The 18,878-nt window shown below is 71.3% G+C and carries 18 protein-coding genes and 2 tRNA genes; 4 read left to right on the forward strand and 16 right to left on the reverse strand.

Annotation, left to right across the window (positions count from 1 at the left end):
* Positions 1 to 32: 32 nt before the first annotated feature.
* The gene (locus K5L01_RS03275) at positions 33 to 1,280 is read left to right on the forward strand and encodes a glutamate-5-semialdehyde dehydrogenase (protein WP_250061921.1); all 1,248 of its coding nucleotides are present in this window, start codon (positions 33 to 35) and stop codon (positions 1,278 to 1,280) included.
* Between the two features lie 34 nt (positions 1,281 to 1,314).
* Here the strand turns inward: K5L01_RS03275 and K5L01_RS03280 are convergent, their stop codons facing one another.
* From K5L01_RS03280 to K5L01_RS03305, 6 genes are all read right to left on the reverse strand, one after another.
* Positions 1,315 to 2,529 carry a CynX/NimT family MFS transporter gene (locus tag K5L01_RS03280; protein ID WP_250061924.1) on the reverse strand — a complete coding sequence of 405 codons (1,215 nt, stop codon included), beginning with the start codon at positions 2,527 to 2,529 and terminating at the stop codon, positions 1,315 to 1,317.
* 86 nt (positions 2,530 to 2,615) lie between these two features.
* A tRNA-Pro gene (locus tag K5L01_RS03285) sits at positions 2,616 to 2,692 on the reverse strand.
* Between the two features lie 172 nt (positions 2,693 to 2,864).
* Positions 2,865 to 2,941: transfer RNA gene (locus tag K5L01_RS03290), tRNA-Pro, on the reverse strand.
* Positions 2,942 to 3,003: 62 nt separating this feature from the next.
* Positions 3,004 to 3,105, reverse strand: a complete 102-nt coding sequence (gene cydX, locus K5L01_RS03295) for a cytochrome bd-I oxidase subunit CydX (protein ID WP_250061926.1) — start codon at positions 3,103 to 3,105, stop codon at positions 3,004 to 3,006.
* Between the two features lie 31 nt (positions 3,106 to 3,136).
* Positions 3,137 to 4,288: a cytochrome d ubiquinol oxidase subunit II gene (gene cydB / locus K5L01_RS03300; RefSeq protein ID WP_250061928.1), complete on the reverse strand. Its 1,152-nt coding sequence runs from the start codon at positions 4,286 to 4,288 to the stop codon at positions 3,137 to 3,139.
* Between the two features lie 15 nt (positions 4,289 to 4,303).
* Positions 4,304 to 5,881 carry a cytochrome ubiquinol oxidase subunit I gene (locus K5L01_RS03305; protein WP_250061929.1) on the reverse strand — a complete coding sequence of 526 codons (1,578 nt, stop codon included), beginning with the start codon at positions 5,879 to 5,881 and terminating at the stop codon, positions 4,304 to 4,306.
* Between the two features lie 202 nt (positions 5,882 to 6,083).
* Between K5L01_RS03305 and cydD the strand changes: the two genes are divergently transcribed.
* Genes cydD through K5L01_RS03320 form a run of 3 tightly spaced genes read left to right on the forward strand, consistent with a single transcriptional unit; the run spans position 6,084 to position 10,663 of the window.
* Positions 6,084 to 7,802: a thiol reductant ABC exporter subunit CydD gene (cydD, locus tag K5L01_RS03310; protein WP_425603851.1), complete on the forward strand. Its 1,719-nt coding sequence runs from the start codon at positions 6,084 to 6,086 to the stop codon at positions 7,800 to 7,802.
* Entirely contained in the window at positions 7,799 to 9,490 is a 1,692-nt protein-coding gene (gene cydC, locus K5L01_RS03315; protein WP_250061931.1) for a thiol reductant ABC exporter subunit CydC, read from the forward strand. The genes cydD and cydC overlap by 4 nt, the downstream gene beginning before the upstream one ends.
* Positions 9,491 to 9,541: 51 nt before the next feature.
* A complete protein-coding gene (locus tag K5L01_RS03320; protein WP_250061932.1) occupies positions 9,542 to 10,663 on the forward strand; it encodes an alpha/beta fold hydrolase in 1,122 nt (373 codons plus the stop codon).
* A 266-nt stretch (positions 10,664 to 10,929) separates the two neighbouring features.
* Here the strand turns inward: K5L01_RS03320 and metX are convergent, their stop codons facing one another.
* From metX to azu, 10 genes are all read right to left on the reverse strand, one after another.
* Positions 10,930 to 12,051, reverse strand: coding sequence for a homoserine O-acetyltransferase MetX (gene metX, locus K5L01_RS03325; RefSeq protein ID WP_250061933.1), 1,122 nt, complete (start codon positions 12,049 to 12,051; stop codon positions 10,930 to 10,932).
* A 132-nt stretch (positions 12,052 to 12,183) separates the two neighbouring features.
* Entirely contained in the window at positions 12,184 to 12,891 is a 708-nt protein-coding gene (locus tag K5L01_RS03330) for a class I SAM-dependent methyltransferase (protein WP_250061934.1), read from the reverse strand.
* Positions 12,892 to 12,913: 22 nt separating this feature from the next.
* Positions 12,914 to 13,930: a tetratricopeptide repeat protein gene (locus K5L01_RS03335; protein WP_250061936.1), complete on the reverse strand. Its 1,017-nt coding sequence runs from the start codon at positions 13,928 to 13,930 to the stop codon at positions 12,914 to 12,916.
* Positions 13,924 to 14,376: a cytochrome c-type biogenesis protein gene (locus tag K5L01_RS03340; protein WP_250061938.1), complete on the reverse strand. Its 453-nt coding sequence runs from the start codon at positions 14,374 to 14,376 to the stop codon at positions 13,924 to 13,926. Before K5L01_RS03340 ends, K5L01_RS03335 begins: the two co-directional genes overlap by 7 nt.
* Entirely contained in the window at positions 14,373 to 14,978 is a 606-nt protein-coding gene (locus K5L01_RS03345; RefSeq protein WP_250061940.1) for a DsbE family thiol:disulfide interchange protein, read from the reverse strand. Before K5L01_RS03345 ends, K5L01_RS03340 begins: the two co-directional genes overlap by 4 nt.
* Positions 14,978 to 16,906 carry a heme lyase CcmF/NrfE family subunit gene (locus K5L01_RS03350; RefSeq protein WP_250061942.1) on the reverse strand — a complete coding sequence of 643 codons (1,929 nt, stop codon included), beginning with the start codon at positions 16,904 to 16,906 and terminating at the stop codon, positions 14,978 to 14,980. The genes K5L01_RS03345 and K5L01_RS03350 overlap by 1 nt, the downstream gene beginning before the upstream one ends.
* A complete protein-coding gene (gene ccmE / locus K5L01_RS03355) occupies positions 16,907 to 17,377 on the reverse strand; it encodes a cytochrome c maturation protein CcmE (protein WP_250061943.1) in 471 nt (156 codons plus the stop codon).
* A complete protein-coding gene (gene ccmD / locus K5L01_RS03360; protein WP_250061944.1) occupies positions 17,374 to 17,547 on the reverse strand; it encodes a heme exporter protein CcmD in 174 nt (57 codons plus the stop codon). Before ccmD ends, ccmE begins: the two co-directional genes overlap by 4 nt.
* Positions 17,544 to 18,296, reverse strand: coding sequence for a heme ABC transporter permease CcmC (gene ccmC / locus K5L01_RS03365; RefSeq protein ID WP_250061945.1), 753 nt, complete (start codon positions 18,294 to 18,296; stop codon positions 17,544 to 17,546). The genes ccmD and ccmC overlap by 4 nt, the downstream gene beginning before the upstream one ends.
* Positions 18,297 to 18,423: 127 nt before the next feature.
* On the reverse strand, positions 18,424 to 18,876 hold the full coding sequence (gene azu, locus K5L01_RS03370; RefSeq protein ID WP_250061946.1) for an azurin: 453 nt from the start codon (positions 18,874 to 18,876) through the stop codon (positions 18,424 to 18,426).
* Between the last annotated feature and the right edge of the window lie 2 nt (positions 18,877 to 18,878).

Here is an 18,878-nt window from a genome sequence, read left to right on the forward strand (position 1 = left end):
GCAGGGCAGGGCCCTGCATGCGAGCAGAGACCATGAGCGACATCAAGACCCTTGCCCTGCAGTGCCGCGACGCCTCGCAGGCATTGGCGCGGCTTTCCGCGGCCGAGCGCCGTGACCTGCTGCGGTCGATGGCCGACGCCCTGGAGGCGGACGCCGAGGGCATCCTCGCCGCGAACGCGCGCGACCTGCGGGCCGCCGCCGACAAGGGCGTGGGCACGGCGATGCTTGACCGTCTGGCACTGGATCCCGGGCGCCTGGCGGGCGTCGCCGCGGCACTGCGCGACGTCGCCGCGCTGCCCGATCCGGTCGGCGAGGTCACCCGCGACTATGTCCGCCCCAACGGCATCCGGGTGCAGAAGGTCCGCGTGCCACTGGGAGTGATCGCGATGATCTACGAGGCGCGGCCGAACGTCACCGCGGACGCCGCGGCGCTGTGCATCAAGGCTGGCAACGGGGTGATCCTGCGCGGCGGTTCGGAAGCCCTGCAGTCCAACACCGCGATCGCCGCCGCGCTCAAGCGCGCCCTGCGCGCGGCCGGAATCGGCGACGCCGCATTGACCCTGGTCGAGGACCTGCGCCGCGAGACCATGCTGGAGCTGCTGCAGCTCAATGACATCGTCGACCTGGCGATCCCGCGCGGTGGCGAGGGCCTGATCCGGTTCGTCGCCGAGCATGCGCGGGTGCCGGTGATCAAGCACTACAAGGGCGTCTGCCACCTGTACGTGGACGACAGCGCCGAGCTGCAGCGGGCAGTGGACCTGGTGGTCGACGGCAAGGTCTCGCGGCCGGCGGCCTGCAACGCCCTGGAGACCCTGCTGGTGCATGCGGACATCGCGCCGCGGTTCCTGCCGCTGGCCGCGGCGGCGCTGCGCGCGCGTGGCGTGGCGCTGCGCGGCGACGAGGCCACCCGGGCACTGGTGGAGGGCGTGGACGTGGCCGAGGAGGCCGACTACGCGGCCGAATACCTGGACCTGGTCCTGGCGGTGCGGGTGGTGGATTCGCTGGAAACGGCCATCGCCCATGTCCAGCGCCACACGTCGGACCACACCGAAGTGATCGCCACCGGCGACCCCGCGCATGCCGAGGCTTTCGTGCAGGCGCTGCGTTCGGCGGTGGTGATGGTCAATGCGTCTTCGCGTTTTTCCGACGGCGGCGAGCTGGGGCTGGGCGCGGAGATCGGCATCTCCACCACCCGCCTGCATTCCTATGGCCCGATGGGCCTGGAGGCGCTCACGGTGGAGCGCTTCGTGGTCCGCGGCGAAGGCCAGGTCCGCGGCTGAAGCCGCCGCGGCCGGGGTTCCCGGCCACGCGTGCTCAGCGCCAGTGGTCTTCCAGCTGCTGCGGCTTGCACGCGAACCAGGCCGCGGTCAGCAGGACCAGGGTGCACGTCATCAGGAAACCGAACGAGGCGCCCCAGCCGCCGCTGTGCGCATGCAGCGCGCCGAACAGCAGCGGGCCGAGGCTGGCCAGGCTGTAGCCGACGCCCTGCATGAAGCCGGACAGCGCCGCCGAACCGGCCGGGGTGCGCGTGCGCAGGTTGATCAGGGTCAGGCCCAGCGGGAAGGTCGACGGGCCCAGGCCGGCGATCACCGCCCACAGCCAAGGGGCCTGCATCGGCGCCCACAGCAGGCCGGCGAAGGCCGCCGCATTGAGGACGAACGCCAGCAGCGCGATCGGGAACGGGTTGCGCATGCGTACCGCCAGCGCCGGCACCAGCAGCGAGGGCAGCAGGCCGACCGCGGAGTACAGGGCGACCATGATGCCGCCGGTGGTCTCGCTGGCGCCGGCTTCGACCATCACCTTGGGCAGCCAGGTGAACATCGAATAGGTGCACAGCGAGGTCATGCCGAACATCAGTGCCATGCCCCAGCCGAGCGGGGTCATCCACACCCGCCCCGGCGCCTGCGCCGCGGCCGGCGCATCGGGGCTGGAGGCGCGCGGCGCGCGGGCGGCCAGCAGCACCCACGGCAGCAGCGCCGCCAGCGACAGCAAGGACCACATGCCCAGCGAGATGCGCCAGTCGTAGCGGTCGGCCATGGGCACCGCGAGCAGCGCCGGGATCATGGTGCCGGCCTGCAGCACGGTGATGTAGAGCGTGCTCAGGGTGCCGACACGGTCGGCGAAATAGCGCTTGACCAGCGGCGGTACCACCACGTTGCCGATGCCCATGCCGGCCAGTGCGACCGCCGAGCCGAACAGCAGCATGCCGACACCGCCGGCACTGGCGCGCAGCAGCAGGCCGACCGTGGCCAGCAGCATGGTCAGGGCGGCGGCGCGTTCCAGCCCGATGCGGCGGATCAGCCGGGGCGTGGCCAGGCCGAACAGCGCGAAGGCGGCGGTGGGCATCATCCCGAGCACGCCGGTCATGCCGCTGCCGAAATCGAAGACGTGGCCGAGCCGGTCCAGCAGCGGCGTCAGCGAGGTGACCGCGCTGCGCAGGTTGGCCGAGACCAGGAGGATGGCGGCGAACGCCAGCACGCGCCCCTTGAGCAGGGGGAGCGGTGCGGCGTGTGGTGAGGGGCTGGACATGGCGTGGGTTCCGGCGCGGGCGCTACGCTGGAACCGCGCGGTCCGCCAAAGACAAAAGCCGGCACAAGGCCGGCTGTTGTCGAAACTGGTCGGGGAGACAGGATTCGAACCTGCGACCTCTACGTCCCGAACGTAGCGCTCTACCAGACTGAGCTACACCCCGAAGGAGCCGCCTATTGTAGCGGCCGCATGTGAAGGGCGCAATAGCCGGGACGCTGGAAACGTGCCGGCGCGGAGGGCTTCCGCGCTGCGCCGGCGGCGGCCTGCGGAAGCCGGCGCCTGGGAACGGAAAAACCCGGCAGACGGTGTCTGCCGGGTTTCGCGTGTTCCGACCTTGGTCGGGGAGACAGGATTCGAACCTGCGACCTCTACGTCCCGAACGTAGCGCTCTACCAGACTGAGCTACACCCCGCGAAGGAGGCGGGAAAGATACCCTCCGGCCCTTGCTCTTGCAATAGCCGGAGGGTGGTCACGTCAGTCGGCCTTGCGCTGTTCGCGCGCTTCGAACCACATGCCGTTGAGGATGGCGGCGGTGGAGGCGAGTCCGACGCCGAGGATCCAGGCGAAATACCACATGGCGATACTCCTTGAACGATCGTGAAGGGGGTCAGTAGGCGTTGGGGTTCTCGCCCATCTCCGCCAGCGTGGTCTTGCCCTTGAGCACGCGGTATACCCAGATGGTGTAGGCGATGACGATGGGCAGCAGCAGCACCGTGGCCAGCAGCATGATCCACAGCGTCAGGTGGCTGGACGAAGCGTCCCAGGCAACCAGGCTGGAGCCGGGCTGGCTCGAGGACGGCAGCAGGAACGGGAAGATCGCGAAGCCGACGGTGAAGATGATGCCGGCGATCGAGGCCCCGGTCGCGATGAAGGCCAGGCCGCCGCGCTTCCGGCGCAGCAGCACGGCCGCGACCAACGCGCCGAGCAGGCCCACCACCGGTGCCAGGATCGTGGCCGGCATGGTGCTGTAGTTGTGCATCCAGCCACCGGCAGCGGTGGTTTCCACGGTCTTCAGCAGCGGGTTGCTGGCGCCGTCGCTGACGACCTGCGAGGTGATCGCGTAGCCGGGCAGGCCCAGGGCGACCCACAGGCCGCCGACGGCGAACAGCACGAAGCTGAGCACGGCGGCGATGCTGCCCATGCGCGCGGCGCGCTCGGCGACCGGTCCGTCGGTCTTCAGCACCAGCATGGAGGCACCGTGGGCGACCAGCATCGCCACGCTGAGCAGGCCGGCCAGCAGGGCGAACGGGGTCAGCAGGCCGAAGAAGCCGCCGGTGTAGAACACGCGCTGGCTGTCGTCGAAGTGGAACGGCACGCCCAGCAGCACGTTGCCCACCGCCACGCCCATGATCAGCGCCGGCACGAAGCCGCCGATGAACAGCGCCCAGTCCCAGCTGTCGCGCCAGCGCTGGCTGGGCATCTTGCCGCGGTACTTGAAGCCCACCGGGCGCAGGATCAGGGCGAACAGGATGACGAACATGGCCAGGTAGAAGCCGGAGAAGCTCACCGCGTACAGCGGCGGCCAGGCGGCGAAGATCGCGCCGCCGCCCAGCACCAGCCACACCTGGTTGCCTTCCCACACCGGGCCGACGGTGTTGATCACCAGCCGGCGTTCTTCATCGGTCCTGGCCACGAACGGCAGCAGTGCGCCGACGCCGAGGTCGAATCCATCCATCACCGCGAAGCCGATCAGCAGCACGCCCAGCAGCAGCCACCAGATCACGCGCAGCGTCGTGTAGTCCAGAAGTACGAAATCCATGAGGGTTCTCCTGCCTTAGGCCTGGCCGGGGGCCGGGGCGGCGTGGGGGTGAGCGGACGGCTGCAGCGAGGGCAGGATGTCGTCCGGTCCCTTGCGGATGGCCTTCAGCATCAGCTTGATCTCGATGATCATCAGCACCGTGTACAGCGCGGTGAAGCCGGACAGGGTCAGCACGATCTCGTGCAGCGCCAGCCCGGAGGCCGCGTAGAAGGTCGGCAGGACGCCGTCCACCGCCCACGGCTGGCGGCCGTACTCGGCGATGAACCAGCCACACTCGATCGCGATCCACGGCGCCGGCAGCGTCCACAGCGCGACCTTCAGGAAGCCGCGCTTGTCCTGGAAGTTGTGCCGGCACGAGTAGTAGAAGGCGACCGCGAAGAAGGCGATCAGGTAGAAGCCCAGGCCGGCCATGATGCGGAAGGTCCAGAACAGCGGGGCCACCGTGGGTACTGTGTCCACCGCCGCCTGCGCGATCTCCTCGGGCGTGGCGTTGAGGATGTCGTCGCGGTAGCGCTTGAGCAGCAGGCCGTGGCCCAGGTCCTGCCAGTGGCGGTCGAACATCTCGCGCGCCTCGGTGTCGCCCTTGTCCTGGCGGATGCGTTCCAGCGCGCCATAGGCGAGCTGGCCGCCACGCACGCGGTGCTCGGCGCGCTCGACCAGTTCCAGGATGCCCGGGATGGGCTGGTCCAGCGAACGGGTGGCGATCAGGCCCATCAGGTACGGGATCTTGACCGCGTAGTCGTTCTGGTGGGTCTTCTGGTTGGGGATGCCGAAGGCGGTGAAGTCGGCCGGCGCACGCTCGGTCTCCCACATCGCCTCGATCGCCGCCAGCTTCATCTTCTGGTGCTCGTTGGCGGCATAGCCGCTTTCGTCGCCGAGCACGACCACCGACAGCGAGGACAGCAGGCCGAAGGCCGCGGCCACCGCGAACGAGCGCCGGGCCACGTCATGGTGGCGGTTGCGCAGCAGGAAGAACGCGCTGATGGACATCACGAACACCGCGCCGGTCACGTAGCCGGCCGAGACCGTGTGCACGAACTTGGCCTGCGCCACCGGGTTGAACAGCACGGCCATGAAGTCCACGACTTCCATGCGCATGGTTTCCGGGTTGAACACCGCGCCGACCGGGTTCTGCATCCAGCCGTTGGCGATCAGGATCCATAGCGCCGACAGGTTGGTGCCCAGCGCCATCAGCCAGGTCACGGTCAGGTGCTGCACCCGCGACAGGCGGTTCCAGCCGAAGAAGAACAGGCCGATGAAGGTCGCTTCCAGGAAGAACGCCATCAGGCCCTCGATGGCCAGCGGCGCACCGAAGATGTCGCCGACGTAGTGGCTGTAGTAGGACCAGTTCATGCCGAACTGGAACTCCATGACGATGCCGGTGCCCACGCCCATGGCGAAGTTGATGCCGAACAGCACGCCCCAGAACAGCGTCATGCGGCGCCAGACGTCCTTGCCGGTCATCACATAGACGCTCTCCATGATGGCGATCATGAAGGACAGCCCCAGCGTGAGCGGGACGAAAAGGAAGTGGTACATCGCGGTCGCCGCGAACTGCAGCCGCGACAGCTCTACGACTGTCGAATCAATCATGGCCTGCCTACCTCGTAGGGTCCGTAAATCAGATGGAAAGGGGGGATCATGTTGAAACGGATGGTGGCTCCTCCGGGGGCTCCTGGCATTGATCCGGATCAATGCGACAAAGGGTCGCAGCGATGAGGGTGGCAGGCAGGGGCATCCCGGCATGCCTACAATCGCATAGTTCCATCTCAGCAGGTCCGCAGCGTTGACCGATATCCCACAACCGGCACCCGACCCGCGCCGGCAGCGCCGCCGGCAGCAGCAATGGCTGGCGGAACTGGCCGGTGGTGCCCGCAACGCGCAGCGGACGGCGGCAGTGGCGGTATGCCTGTCCGGTGCGTTGCTGGTCGTGCAGGCCGGCGCGATCGCCTGGCTGATCCATGCGGTGCTGGTGGCGCGCCGGGGGCTGCCGGAACTGGCGCCGGTCTTCCTCCTGCTGGCGCTGGTGCTGGTGGCCCGCAGCGGCCTGGGTGCCCTGGCGCAGAAGGCCGCCGGCGAGGTGGCCGATGCCGCCCGGCTGGCGCTGCGCGAGCAGGTCTACCGCCGGCTGCTGGACAAGGGACCGCTGTGGCTGCGCCGGCAGCGGACCGGGGAACTGGGCGAGCTGGTGCTGGCCCATGGCGATGCGATCGAGGGGTACTACGCCGGTTTCCAGCCGGTGCGCATCGAAGTGGCCGTGGTGCCCGTGCTGATCGTGCTGGCGGTGGCCTGGGTCGACTGGGTGGTGGCGCTGCTGCTGCTGTTCACCGCGCCGCTGGCGCCGGTGTTCATGATGCTGGTGGGGTGGGGCGCGGAGGCCGCCGGGCGCGAGCAGCTGCAGGAGCTGGCGCGCATGGGCGGGCATTTCGCCGACCGCATCAAGGGCCTGGGCCTGCTGCGCCTATACGGCCGCGGGGAGACCGAGCTGGCGGGCATCGCCGCCGCCGCCGAGGGCGTGCGCGTACGCAGCATGAAGGTGCTGCGGATCGCGTTCCTGTCGTCCACCGTGCTGGAATTCTTCGCCTCGGTGAGCGTGGCGATGGTGGCCCTGTACCTCGGCCTGAGCTACCTGGGGCTGATGTCGCTGCATGCGTCGGTGCCGACGCTGGCCACGGGCATGTTCTGCCTGTTGCTGGCGCCGGAGTTCTACGCGCCGATGCGGCGGTTGGCGGCCCACTACCACGACCGTGCCAATGCGCTGGCGGCCGCGGCCGAGGTGGAGCGCCTGCTGCAGGACGCGGACGCCGCGCCATCGCCGCCGGAAGAGGCGCCGGCCGCGGCGGTGGCCGCGCCGGAGCCGCCACGGAGCGCGCCGCTGGCGCGGGTGGAGGCGCTGGTACTGCGGCCGCAGGGCGCCGGCCATGACGTACTGAGCGGCTTCTCGCTGACCGTCGCCGCCGGCGAGCGGGTCGCATTGGCCGGCCCCAGCGGCAGTGGCAAGAGCACCCTGCTGGAGGCGCTGGCCGGCTGGTTGCCGCCGCGCGGCGGGCGCATCGTGCTGCGCGACGGAGTGCGGGTGGGGTATGCCGGCCAGCGCCCGTACCTGTTCCATGGTTCGATCGCCGACAACCTGCGGTTGGCCGACCCCGGTGCCAGCACGGCACGCTTGCAGGCCGTGGCCGAGGCCGCGCAGGTGATGCGTTTCGCCGCACCGCTGCCGCGCGGCCTGGATACCGTGATCGGCGAGCGCGGGTTCGGGCTTTCCGGCGGCGAGGCACGCCGCATCGGCCTGGCCCGGCTGCTGCTGCGCGATCCGGACCTGCTGCTGCTGGACGAGCCGACCGCGTTCCTCGACCCCCAGACCGAAGCCGACCTGCTGCATGCACTGGCCGGCTTCGCCGGGGGCCGCGCGATCGTGATGGCCACCCACAGCCCGGCGGCGCTGCGCTGGGCCGACCGGGTGGCGACGCTGCCCGGCGCGCCCGCGGCCCCGGCGACGGAGGGGCGGGCATGAGCACTGCCGATACGCTGCGCGCCGTCGTCCGCCGCCACCGTTGGCGGTTGCTGCTGGCGGTGCTGCTGTTGCTCACCACGATGCTGGCCGGGGTCGGCCTGCTGGGGCTGTCCGGCGGCTTCCTGACCGCGGCGGCGCTGGCCGGCGCGTTCGGTGCCGGCGGTACCTTCAATTTCTTCTCGCCGTCGGCCGGCATCCGTGCGTTGACCATGGCGCGGATCGTGTCGCGCTACTTCGAGAAGCTGGTCGGCCACGATGTCACCCTGCGCATCGCCCGCGACCTGCGGGTGTGGTTCTTCCGCCGCGCCCTGCCATTGGCGCCGGCGCGCCTGGGCAGCCACCGCACCGGCGAGCTGCTGGCACGGCTGATGTCGGACATCGGCGAGGTCGACGGGTTGATGGTGCGGGCGCTGGGGCCGCTGCTGGCGCTGGCCGGCCTCGCGCTGGCGGCGATCGCCGCCGCGGCGGCGATCTATTGGCCGGCCGCGCTGCTGTTGCTGCTGCTGGCCCTGCTGGTGGGCATCGGCGTGCCGGTGCTGGCGGTACGCCGGCGTGCGGGCGACGAGGCGCGCCGTGCGGGGTGCCGCACTGAACTGCGGACCCTGGCCTATGAAGGCCTGGAGGGAGCCGCGGACCTGCGGGCACTGGAGGCCGGCGACCGCTGGCGCGCCGGGGTGGATGCCGCCGCACGCCGGCTGGCCGGGGAAGATGCGCGGCGCCGCGGCCGGCTGATCGCCGGCAACACGCTGCATGCGCTGTGCGCGGGACTGGGCCTGCTGGCGATGCTGTGGCTGGCGCTGTCGGCGTTCCAGGACGGCGTGCTGAGTGCGCCGATGGCCGCGGCGCTGGTCTTCCTGACGGTGGCGCTGCTGGAGGTGGCGGCAGGTTGCGGCCCGGCCTGGCAGGCACTGCAGTCGGCGCGCGTCTCGGCCGCGCGCCTGCAGGCCATCGTGCAGCCGCCGCCGGCGGTGGACGACCCGCCACGGCCGCAAGCGGTGCCGGCGGTGCCCGCGGCGGTGGTGTTCGAGCAGGTGGTGTTCGGCTGGCCGGGCGAAACGCGGCGCCTGCTGGATGGCGTCGACCTGTGCCTGCAGCCGGGCGAGCGCATCGCCATCCGCGGCGACAGCGGGTGCGGCAAGACCACGCTCTCGGCGCTGCTGCTGCGCCTGTGGGATCCGCAGCACGGAGCGGTGCGCTATGGCGGGGTGGACCTGCGCGGAATGGCCCAGGCGGCCTGGCACCGGCAGCTGGCCTGGTTGCCGCAGGGCGCGCCGGTGTTCGCCGGCAGCATCGCCGACAACCTCCGCCTCGGCGATCCGCAGGCCGACGAGACCCGCCTGTGGGCGGTGCTCGGGCAGGTCCGCCTGGACGGCTGGGCGCGGCAGCAGGGCGGATTGCAGGCATGGGTCGGCGAGAACGGCGCCACCATGTCCGCAGGGCAGGCGCGTCGCCTGGCGCTGGCCCGGGCCCTGCTGCGCGATGCGCCGCTGATGGTGCTCGACGAGCCGACCGAAGGCCTGGACGTGGACACCGCCGATGCCATGCTGGCCGACCTGGCCGCCGCACTGGGCCCGCGCAGCCTGCTGATGATCACCCATGGGCAGTTGCCGGCCGGGGTGGTCCACCGCCAATACCGGCTGCAGCAGGGACGGCTGGTGCTGGAAACCGACGCGCCGCGGCCGGGGTGAGCGTGCCGCGGAGGTTGTTATGATGCGCGCCCGATCACCCTGGAGCCGCGCATGAGCCTGCTGTCCATCCTGCACCGCTGCCTGCCGGTCGTGCTGTGCCTGGCCGCGGCCGGCAGCGCCGTCGCGGCGCCGGCGAGCCGCGCCGAGGCCACCCGGATCGTGGCGGACATGCGCCGCATCGTCAGCGACGACGGCGTCGAACGGCTGGAGAAGGTCCGCATCGGCGGCATCGAGCAATGGGTCTCGATCCGCGGCAACGACCGCCGCAACCCGGTGCTGCTGATGCTGCATGGCGGGCCGGGCTGGGTGGCGATGCCCAGCAGCTGGTACTTCCAGCGTGGCTGGGAGGAGTACTTCACCGTCGTGCAGTGGGACCAGCGCGGCGCCGGCAAGACCTACGTCGAGAACGGCCCGGAGGCGCTGGCGCCGACCATGACGCGCGAGCGCATGGTGGAGGACGCCGAAGAGATGGTCGCCTGGCTGCGCCGGGAATTCGGCCAGGAGCGGATCTTCGTCCTCGGCCATTCCTGGGGCAGCTACCTCGGCCTGGAGCTGGCCCGGCGCCGGCCGCAGTGGCTGCATGCCTACATCGGCATCGGCCAGATCACCAATGCCCCGGAAAGCGAGCGCCGGGGCTGGGCATGGACCCTGGAACAGGCGCGCCGCGATGGCAATGCCGCCGCGGTGGCCCAGCTCGAAGCCCTGGCTCCCTATGCCGAGGGCAGCCGCCGGGTGCCGCTGGCCGACCTGATGAAGCAGCGCCGCTGGCTCAACCACTATGGCGGCATGGTCCACAACCGGCGGGGCGGCGACGCCGAGGCGGCCGCGGTCCAGCTGTCGCCGGAGTACAGCGATGCGGATGTGGCCGGGATATGGGCCGGCAACGACTTCTCGACCCAGCACCTGCTGTCCGAGGTCCTGACCCTGGACATGGGACGCGTGCGGCGCCTGGACTGCCCGCTGCTGCTGTTCCTCGGGCGCCACGACTACAACGTCTCTTCGAGCCTGGCCGCGGAGTGGTTCGAGCAGCTGCAGGCGCCTTCCAAACGCCTGGTCTGGTTCGAGGATTCCGCGCACGAGGTCATGAACGAAGAGCCGGGCAAGACCCTGCTGTCGCTGGTGCGCTATGCGCGCCCGCTGGCCGGGGACGCGGACGACCTGCCAGCGAAATGATCTCGCCGCCGGGATCGTCGACGGCACGGGGCGCTGCGCCCGGTCCGCCGGTGGAGGGCGGTCGCTGCTGTACGCCGGGGCCTAGGCGGGCCGCGGGCGGGCGCTCCGTTCCAACGGCCGCCACCGGGGCACCGTGACGGAACCAGGGGGGCGGGGACTCGCCCCCGCGGGCATGGCCGGGCGTCGCCGCGTACCTGTCCGCTCCGTGCCGGGCCGTAGCCCGCGCGCGGTGTTCGTGCCTCGGGCCGGGCCCGGGGCGGGGCCGCTCAGGCTGGCGGCAGGCGCTCGAGGAAGCCACCGATCGCCGGGCCGTAGCGGTCGTAGTCCACCAGGAAGGCGTCGTGGCCCTGCGGCGAGTCCATGCCGATGAAGCGCGTGTCGGCGCCGCCCGCGGCCAGGCCGTCGGCGATCTGCTGCTGCTGCTCGACCGGAAACAGGATGTCGGTGTTGGCACCGATGGCCAGGGCACGCTGCACGCGGATCCGGGCCAGGCCGGCCATCACGTCGCCGTTGCCGTACTCGGCGAGGTCGAACCAGTCCATGGCGCGGCCCAGGTACAGGTAGCAGTTCGGGTCGAAGCGGCGCACGAAGCGGCGGGCATGGCCCTCCAGGTAGCTCTCGACCTGGAACTCCAGGCTGAAGGGGTCTTCGTCGGCGTGTTCGGAATCCAGGCGCACGCGACCGAAGCGGCCATCCCATTCCAGTGCCGAGCGGTAGGTGATGACGCCCAGCTTGCGCGCCATGCGCATGCCCGACTCGGGGTAGTGCGCTTCATCGTAGTCGCCGCCGTTCCAGGCCGGGTCCAGGCGGATGGCTTCGCGCTGCAGCGAACGGATGGCGATGGAGAACGGCAGTGCCTGGGCGCTGCCGGAAACGTTGATGTGGGTCCGGGCGATGCCGGGGTGCTGCAGCAGCAACGCCAGTGCGGTCATGCCGCCCATCGAGTTGCCGATCAGGCAGGCCAGCTGCCCGATGCCCAGCGCACGCACCACCTCGGCGGCGGCGTTGGCGATGTCCTCCACCGACAGCTCGGGGAACGACAGCCGGTAGGGCTGCCCGGTGGCCGGATCGATGGAGGCCGGGCCGGTGGAGCCCTTGCAGCTGCCCAGTGAATTGACGCAGACCACGAACCAGCGGTCGGTGTCGATCGGCTTGCCGGGGCCGAGCATGGGCTCCCACCAGCCGGTGGCGGGATTGCCGGCATGGCCGGCGGCATGGGCATCGGGCGACAGGCCGGTGACGATCAGGATGGCATTGCCGGCGTCGGCGGCCAGGGTGCCCCAGGTTTCATAGGCGACGCGGGCGCCATGCAGGTGGCCGCCGCGCTTCATCGGGAACGGTGAGGCAAGTGCGTGGAAACGGCTGCCTTCAGGGATGAACTCGGTCATCGGCCGATTCTACCGGCCACGCGCCGGCACGTGGACCCCGCTTCATGCCGCGGCGTTATCACGGCATGCGGCGGGGTTAGCGTGCCGGCGGGCCATCCGGTGGCGCTGGCGCGGCCGTGTACTGCATTGAGCTCAGCGGGCCGGGTCGCCGCGCCGGGACAGCCAGCCATGGATCAGGCCGGCCTGGAAGAACGGCACCGGCGGCTGGAAGCCGCCGGCGGCGATGATCGAGGCGATCTGCTCCGGCGGAAGCATCGCGACGTCCCGGGCGTAGGCGTCGCGCATGCGCTGCAGTGCATCGGCCGGGACGTCCGCGGCCGCCATCAGGGCCATCCAGGCGCGCAGGAGTGCTTCGTAGCCGGGCGATGCCACGTCCGATGCCAGGTCGGAGCTGGCGAGGATTCCGCCCGGTACGAGCCGGCGCGCGATCCCGCGGAAGAATCCGGAACGGGCCACCGGCTCGAGGATGAACTGGGAGACGAGGAAGCAGGTGGCGGCGTCGAACCGGTCGTCGCCGGCGAGCGTGTCGAGGTAGCCTTCATGGAAATGGCAGCGCGCCGCAATGCCCTCGTCCTCGGCCGCCTGCCGGCAGACGGCGAGCATCGCGCCGGACGGTTCCACCGCGGTGAACCGCCAGCCGGGATGGTTCCGGGCAAGGTGGCGCAGTTCCGCGCCGGTGCCCAGGCCGACGCAGAGGATGTGCGCGTTTTCCGGAAGCGTGGCGAAAGCCGCATCCAGCAGCAGGTGCAGGCAGTCGCGGATCGGGCGGGTCCTGGCCCACTGCGCGTCGTAGCCGGCCGCCTGGCGGTCGAACAGCGACGTGAGTTCATCCGGATTCATGGCATCCGCCCCGGTCGTGGCGTCATGGCTGGCCGAGGGTGATGTGCAGCGGCTTGCCGGCGGGAAGGGCGACGGTCACCGGGACCGATTCGACATCGCCGGCCTGGCGCATCGCGGTGCCGCTGGCGGACAGGCGCGCGACCACCTCCACCTGGTCCAGTGCGGAGAGCTTCTGCGTCGGCATCGGGCTGTCGCCATCGCCGAGGGTGACGGTGAGGGGCGCGGGCGTGGCCGGGTGCCGCTGCACCGCGACCGGCATCGGCGGGCCGCCGGGAATGCGGGCGAGGACGAACAACGTGTCCTTGCCGGCGACGACCCGGGCCTGCAGCGCCGGTGCCAGGGTCACCTGCACGGTGAGGGTGCGGGCGGCATCCGCCGTTGGCGGCGGCGTCGCGCCGGCCATGGGCGGCAGGCCGGCATCGGCGCGGGCGGCGGCGATCTGTTCGCGCAGCGCCGTGGCGGCGCCGGCCTCCAGGCGCGGCAGCAGGGCCTCCCAGGTGCGTGCGGCGTCGGCGGGTTGGCCGCGCTGGCGCTGCACGATGCCGATCAGCCAGGCCGCGCGCTCGCTGTCCGGGGCCAGCGTACGGGCGTGCTGCAGCCATTGCAGGGCGGTGTCGTCGAAGTGCATCTGCGGATGCGCGCGGGCACGCGCCTGGGCGGCCTCGAGCAGCAGCTCGGGCTCGTCCGGCTCCAGCTGCACGGCGCGCTCGAAGGCGGCGGCAGCCTCGGCGGTGCGGCCGAGCTCCAGCTGCGAGCGCGCCAGCAGCACCCAGCCGTCGGTGCGCCCGGGGCGTTCGTCCAGCGCGGCCTGCAGCTGCTCGACGGCCTGTTCCAGGGTCTGTGGAGCCCCGGCGGCGGCCGGCTGCAGCGCCATCGGCGTGCCCAGCCACAGGTACAGGCCCAGGGTGGCCGCCACCATCGTCGCCACCAGGGAGCCCCACAGCGAGCGCTTGCCGGCGCGCAGCAGCGGCCACAGGGCGGTGCCGGTGGCGACCGCGGCCAGCAGCCCGGCCAGCGACAGGAACAGCGCGTTCACCATTCGCGTTCGTCCTGGCTGGCGTCCTCGGCCGCCGGCGCGGGCAGGGCGAGTCCACGCCGGCGCACATGCGCGACCAGCACCACCGCGCCGGCCAGCAGCAGGACTCCCGGCCCCAGCCACAGCAGCAGGTTGCTGCCGCCCATGCGCGGGCGGTAGAGCACGAACTCGCCGTAGCGTTCCACCAGGAACTGCTTGATCTGCGCATCGCTGCGGCCGTCGCGCATGAGGTTCAGGACCTCGCGGCGCAGGTCGTGGGCGATCTGCGCGTTGGAGTCGGCCAGCGACTGGTTCTGGCACTGCACGCAGCGCAGTTCGGCGGCCAGCGCGTGGAAGCGCGCTTCCTCGGCGCGGTCGCGGTACTGCAGCGGGGCCGGGTCGCCCATGGGCTGCGCCCGCGCCAGCAGCGGCAGGCACAGCGCCAGCAGCAGGGCGGCCGCCCGGCTCATCGGCGCGCGGTCCCCGCGGCCGCGGCCTCGACCTTTTCCAGCGCCGGCAGCAGCTGCTGGTCCAGCACTTCCTGGGTGAGGGCGCCGCTGTACTTCCAGCGCACGACGCCGCTGCCGTCCACCAGGAAGGTCTCCGGCGCGGCGGCGATGCCCCAGTCCAGCGCGGTGCGCCCGTCCTCGTCGGCGACCACGACCATGTACGGGTTGCCCAGCTGCTCCAGCCAGCGCAGGGCGTCCTCGCGCGGGTCCTTCCAGTTGTAGCCGATCACGCGCACCCGCTTGGTCTCGGCGAAGCGGGTGAGGATGGGGTGCTCGTCGCGGCAGCTCGGGCACCAGCTGCCCCAGACATTGAGCAGGTAGGGCGCGCCGCGCAGGTCCCGGCCACTGACCGTGACGCTGGGATCGTGCAGCACCGGCAGCGAGAAGTCCGGTGCGGGCTTGCCGATCAGCGCCGAGGGCAGCGTGTCGCGGTCGGGCTGGCCGGAACGGCCGACGCCGTAGAGCATCAGGCCGATCAGGCCGACGAAGAACAGGGCGCCGAGGAGGATCGCGACCGGTGGCAGACGGTGCGGCGGCGTGGCGGGGGGCGGGGTATCGGACATCAGGATTTCTCGGGGAACCGGCGGAAGCGGCGGTCGACGGCGGTGACGAAGCCGCCCAGGGCCATGAGCAGGGCGCCGAGCCAGATCCAGCGCACGAAGGGCTTGATCTGCACGCGGACCGCCCAGGCACCATCGCCCAGCGACTCGCCAAGCGCAACATACACGTCGCCGCCCAGCGCCGGGTGGATGCCGGCCTCGGTCATCGGCATCCCGCCGCTGGCGTACATGCGTTTTTCCGGATGCAGCAGGGCGATCTCGCGGCCGCCGTGGAAGACCCGCACGTGGCCGCGGTCGGAGTGGTAGTTGGGGCCGTCGGTGGCGTCCACTCCCTCGAAGGTGAGCCGGTAGCCGGAGGCCTCCACCGAGCCGCCCGGCGCCAGCGCCACCTCGTGCTGGACGCTGAGCGCCTCCACCAGCAGCGCGCCGACCAGGAACACGGCGATGCCCGCGTGCGCCAGCAGCATGCCCCAGGTCTCGGCATTGGGCCGGCCGCCTGCGCGCAGCCGCTGCCACAGCACGTACAGCGTGCCGGCCGCGACCCAGGCCGCCGCCGTGATGCCGGCCACGGTCTTGAAGCGGCCCTGCGGGGCCAGCAGCCCGCCGAGGATGCCCAGCACCACGGCCAGCACCGCCCAGGGCGCCAGCAGGGCCAGCGGCCGCAGGCCCTGGCCGCGCTGCCAGCGGGTCAGCGGGCCGAAGGGCAGCAGCACCACCAGCGGCGCCATCAGCACCAGGAACAGGGTGCCGAAGTAGGGCGGACCGACCGAGACCTTGCCCAGGTCCAGGGCGTCGGCGAGCAGCGGATAGAGCGTTCCCAGCAGGACCATCGCGCAGGCGCAGCTGAGCAGCAGGTTGTTGGCCAGCAGCAGGCCCTCGCGCGAATTGAGCGCATAGGCGCGGCGGGGGTCGGGCGGGCCGGCCAGCCCCGGCGCGCGCAGCGCGTACAGCAGCAGCGAACCGCCGACCATCAGCGCCAGGAAGACCAGGATGAACATGCCGCGCGCGGGATCGGCGGCGAACGAGTGCACGCTGGTCAGCACGCCGGAACGCACCAGGAAGGTGCCCAGCAGCGACAGTGCGAACGCGGTGATCGCCAGCAGCAGGGTCCAGCCGATGAACACGCCGCGCTTCTCGGTGGCCGCCTGCGAATGCAGCAGCGCGGCGCCGGCCAGCCAGGGCATGAAGCTGGCGTTCTCCACCGGGTCCCAGAACCACCAGCCGCCCCAGCCCAGCTCGTAATAGGCCCACCAGCTGCCCAGGGCGATGCCGAGGGTGAGGAAGGCCCAGGCGACATTCGTCCAGGGGCGGGTCCAGCGCAGCCAGCGCACGTCGATGCGCCCTTCGAGCAGCGCGGCGATGGCGAAGGCGAACGGTACCGCGAAGCCGACGTAGCCCAGGTACAGCATCGGCGGGTGGATGATCAGCCCGGGATCCTGCAGCAGCGGATTGAGGTCGTGGCCTTCGGCCGGGGCGGGCAGGAGGCGCGCGAACGGGTTGGAGGTGAACAGCAGGAAGGCGAGGAAGCCGACGCTGATCAGGCCCATCACCGCCAGCACCCGGGCCACCACCACCGGCGGCAGCCGCCGCGAGCATTCGGCCACCGCCGCCGTCCACAGCGCCAGCACCAGCGCCCACAGCAGCAGCGAGCCTTCATGCGCGCCCCAGACCGCGGAATAGCGGTAGATCATGGGCAGCAGCGTGTTGGAGTTCTCGGCCACGTAGCGCAGCGAGAAGTCCTGGCGCACGAAGGCCAGGGTGAGCACCACGAACGCGCCCAGCACCATGGTCAGCTGCAGCAGTGCGGCCGGGCGGGCGGTGGCCACCAGCGCGGGCACGCCGCGCTGCGCGCCGACCAGCGGCAGCACGCTCTGCAGCAGGGCCGCCAGCAGTGCGAGGATCAGCAGGACCTGTCCGATCTCGGCGAGCACTCAGCGCCGCTCCGCCGTCGCCGCCGTCGCCGCCGGGACCTGGTGCTTGTCGTGGGCCAGGCCCATCTTGTCGGCCAGCTCCTTGGGCATGTAGGTCTCGTCGTGCTTGGCCAGGACCTCCTCGGCGACGAACACGCCGTCGACCATGCGCCCGGTGGCGACCACCGCCTGCCCCTCGCGGAACAGGTCGGGCAGGATCTTGTCGTAGCTGACCGGCAGGCGGGCATCGCCGTCGCTGACCTCGAAGCGCGCCTGCAGGGCGCCGGGGGCGCGCTGGAACGAGCCCTGCGCGACCATGCCGCCGAGGCGGAAGCGGGCATCGTCGGCGACCTTGCCGGCCTTCACCTCGAGCGGCGTGTACAGGTAGGCGATATTGCGCTGCAGCGCCGCGGCCACCAGCACCGCGGCCGCGGTCGCCGCGGCCACCGCGAGCAGCACGAACAGCAGGCGCCGTCGCTGGGTGGGGCTCATCGGCTCAGCTCCTCGCCGTCGGCCGGCGCCTGCGTGCGCTGGGCGCGGGCCAGGCGGTTGCGGGCCTCGCGCTGGTGCCGGCGCAGCTGTACGCGCGGCGCGAGGAAATCCCAGGCCAGCACCAGCACGAACACCGCGTAGGCCAGGGCGACATAGCCGGCGTAGCTCATGGCCGTGCCTCCAGGCGCTCGCGTACCCAGGCCTTGCCGGCATCGCGGCGCAGGTTATCGGCGCGGGCACGGGCCAGCAGCGACCCGGCGAACCAGAACTTGGTGGCCAGCACCATCAGCCACAGCGGCAGGATCATGCTCGGGTCCATGCTGGACTCCCCGAACATGCGGATGGTCTGGCCCTGGTGCAGGGAGTTCCACCACACCACCGAATAGCGGATGACCGGCAGCAGCACCACGCCGACGATGGACAGCAGCGCGGCGGCGCGGGCGGCGGCGCGGCGGTCGTCGATGGCGCCGTACAGGCCCATCACGCCCAGGTACAGGAACAGCAGGATCAGCTCGGTGGTCAGGCGCGGGTCCCAGTCCCACCAGGTGCCCCACATCGGCTTGCCCCAGATGCTGCCGGTGAGCAGGGTGATCAGGGTGAATGCGGCGCCGATCGGCGCGCAGGCCATGGCCAGGATCTCGCACAGCTTGATGCGCCAGACCAGGGCGATGGCGCCGTACAGCGCCATCAGGCCGAACACGAACAGGCTCATCCAGGCCGAGGGCACGTGGATGTAGAGGATGCGGAAACTGTCGCCCTGCTGGTAGTCCGCCGGCACCACCGCCAGCGCCTGCCACAGGCCCAGGGCGAACAGCGGCAGCGAGGCGGCATAGCACCAGGGCGACCAGCGGGCGGCGAATGCGTCGAAATAGGCAGGGGAGCCCAGCCGATGGAACCAACCTGGAAAACCTTTGAACATCCGCTCGCTCGTCGATAGAAACGATGGTGGGTCATTCCCTGGCCGCGGAGCGCTGGCCGTGGCCCCGCGGCCAGGAAAGATTAGCCCAAGACGCTGTGCTTGGCACAGCGGACGCGCCGGGGGCGGATCACTTCAGGGTGAGGCTGCCCTTCATCAGCGCGGAGTGGCCCGGGAAGCTGCAGAAGAACGAAAGCGGGGCCCCGGCGGCGGTGAGGCGGGCCACCGGGACGCTGAGCGTGGTGCTCTCGCCGCCGCCCACCACCTTGCTGTGGGCGATGACACGGGCATCGCCGGCCTTGATGTAGTCGGCGGCCAGCCCGGCGCGGATGCCGTCGGCATCGATGCCGGCCATGTCGGCGGTCTTGGCCACCACCACGTTGTGTCCCATCAGGTTGGCGGCCATCCTGCCGGTGTGCTTGAGGTTGATGGTGAAGTTGCCGCAGCTCTTCGGCACGTCGATGTTGGCCAGGTTGTAGCGCATGGCGTCGTTGCCCTCCAGGTCCACCGAACAGGTGTCCGCGGCATGCGCGGAGGACACGCCGGCAAGGGCGAACAGGGCCAGGAAGATACGGTGGTTCATGG

The sequence above is a fragment of the Stenotrophomonas mori genome (genome assembly GCF_023556335.1).
Lineage (GTDB): Bacteria > Pseudomonadota > Gammaproteobacteria > Xanthomonadales > Xanthomonadaceae > Stenotrophomonas > Stenotrophomonas mori.

Excerpts from the sequence above, each read along its gene's own strand:
- cydC (WP_250061931.1), top strand. The coding sequence starts at position 7,799 with ATGAGCACTGCCGATACGCTGCGCGCCGTCGTCCGCCGCCACCGTTGG.
- K5L01_RS03320 (WP_250061932.1), top strand. The coding sequence starts at position 9,542 with ATGAGCCTGCTGTCCATCCTGCACCGCTGCCTGCCGGTCGTGCTGTGC.
- ccmE (WP_250061943.1), bottom strand. The coding sequence starts at position 17,377 with ATGAGCCCCACCCAGCGACGGCGCCTGCTGTTCGTGCTGCTCGCGGTG.
- cydB (WP_250061928.1), bottom strand. The coding sequence starts at position 4,288 with ATGGATTTCGTACTTCTGGACTACACGACGCTGCGCGTGATCTGGTGG.
- K5L01_RS03330 (WP_250061934.1), bottom strand. The coding sequence starts at position 12,891 with ATGAATCCGGATGAACTCACGTCGCTGTTCGACCGCCAGGCGGCCGGC.
- cydX (WP_250061926.1), bottom strand. The coding sequence starts at position 3,105 with ATGTGGTATTTCGCCTGGATCCTCGGCGTCGGACTCGCCTCCACCGCC.
- K5L01_RS03305 (WP_250061929.1), bottom strand. The coding sequence starts at position 5,881 with ATGATTGATTCGACAGTCGTAGAGCTGTCGCGGCTGCAGTTCGCGGCG.
- K5L01_RS03345 (WP_250061940.1), bottom strand. The coding sequence starts at position 14,978 with ATGTCCGATACCCCGCCCCCCGCCACGCCGCCGCACCGTCTGCCACCG.
- K5L01_RS03335 (WP_250061936.1), bottom strand. The coding sequence starts at position 13,930 with ATGGTGAACGCGCTGTTCCTGTCGCTGGCCGGGCTGCTGGCCGCGGTC.
- metX (WP_250061933.1), bottom strand. The coding sequence starts at position 12,051 with ATGACCGAGTTCATCCCTGAAGGCAGCCGTTTCCACGCACTTGCCTCA.
- ccmC (WP_250061945.1), bottom strand. The coding sequence starts at position 18,296 with ATGTTCAAAGGTTTTCCAGGTTGGTTCCATCGGCTGGGCTCCCCTGCC.
- ccmD (WP_250061944.1), bottom strand. The coding sequence starts at position 17,547 with ATGAGCTACGCCGGCTATGTCGCCCTGGCCTACGCGGTGTTCGTGCTG.
- azu (WP_250061946.1), bottom strand. The coding sequence starts at position 18,876 with ATGAACCACCGTATCTTCCTGGCCCTGTTCGCCCTTGCCGGCGTGTCC.
- K5L01_RS03340 (WP_250061938.1), bottom strand. The coding sequence starts at position 14,376 with ATGAGCCGGGCGGCCGCCCTGCTGCTGGCGCTGTGCCTGCCGCTGCTG.
- K5L01_RS03275 (WP_250061921.1), top strand. The coding sequence starts at position 33 with ATGAGCGACATCAAGACCCTTGCCCTGCAGTGCCGCGACGCCTCGCAG.
- K5L01_RS03280 (WP_250061924.1), bottom strand. The coding sequence starts at position 2,529 with ATGTCCAGCCCCTCACCACACGCCGCACCGCTCCCCCTGCTCAAGGGG.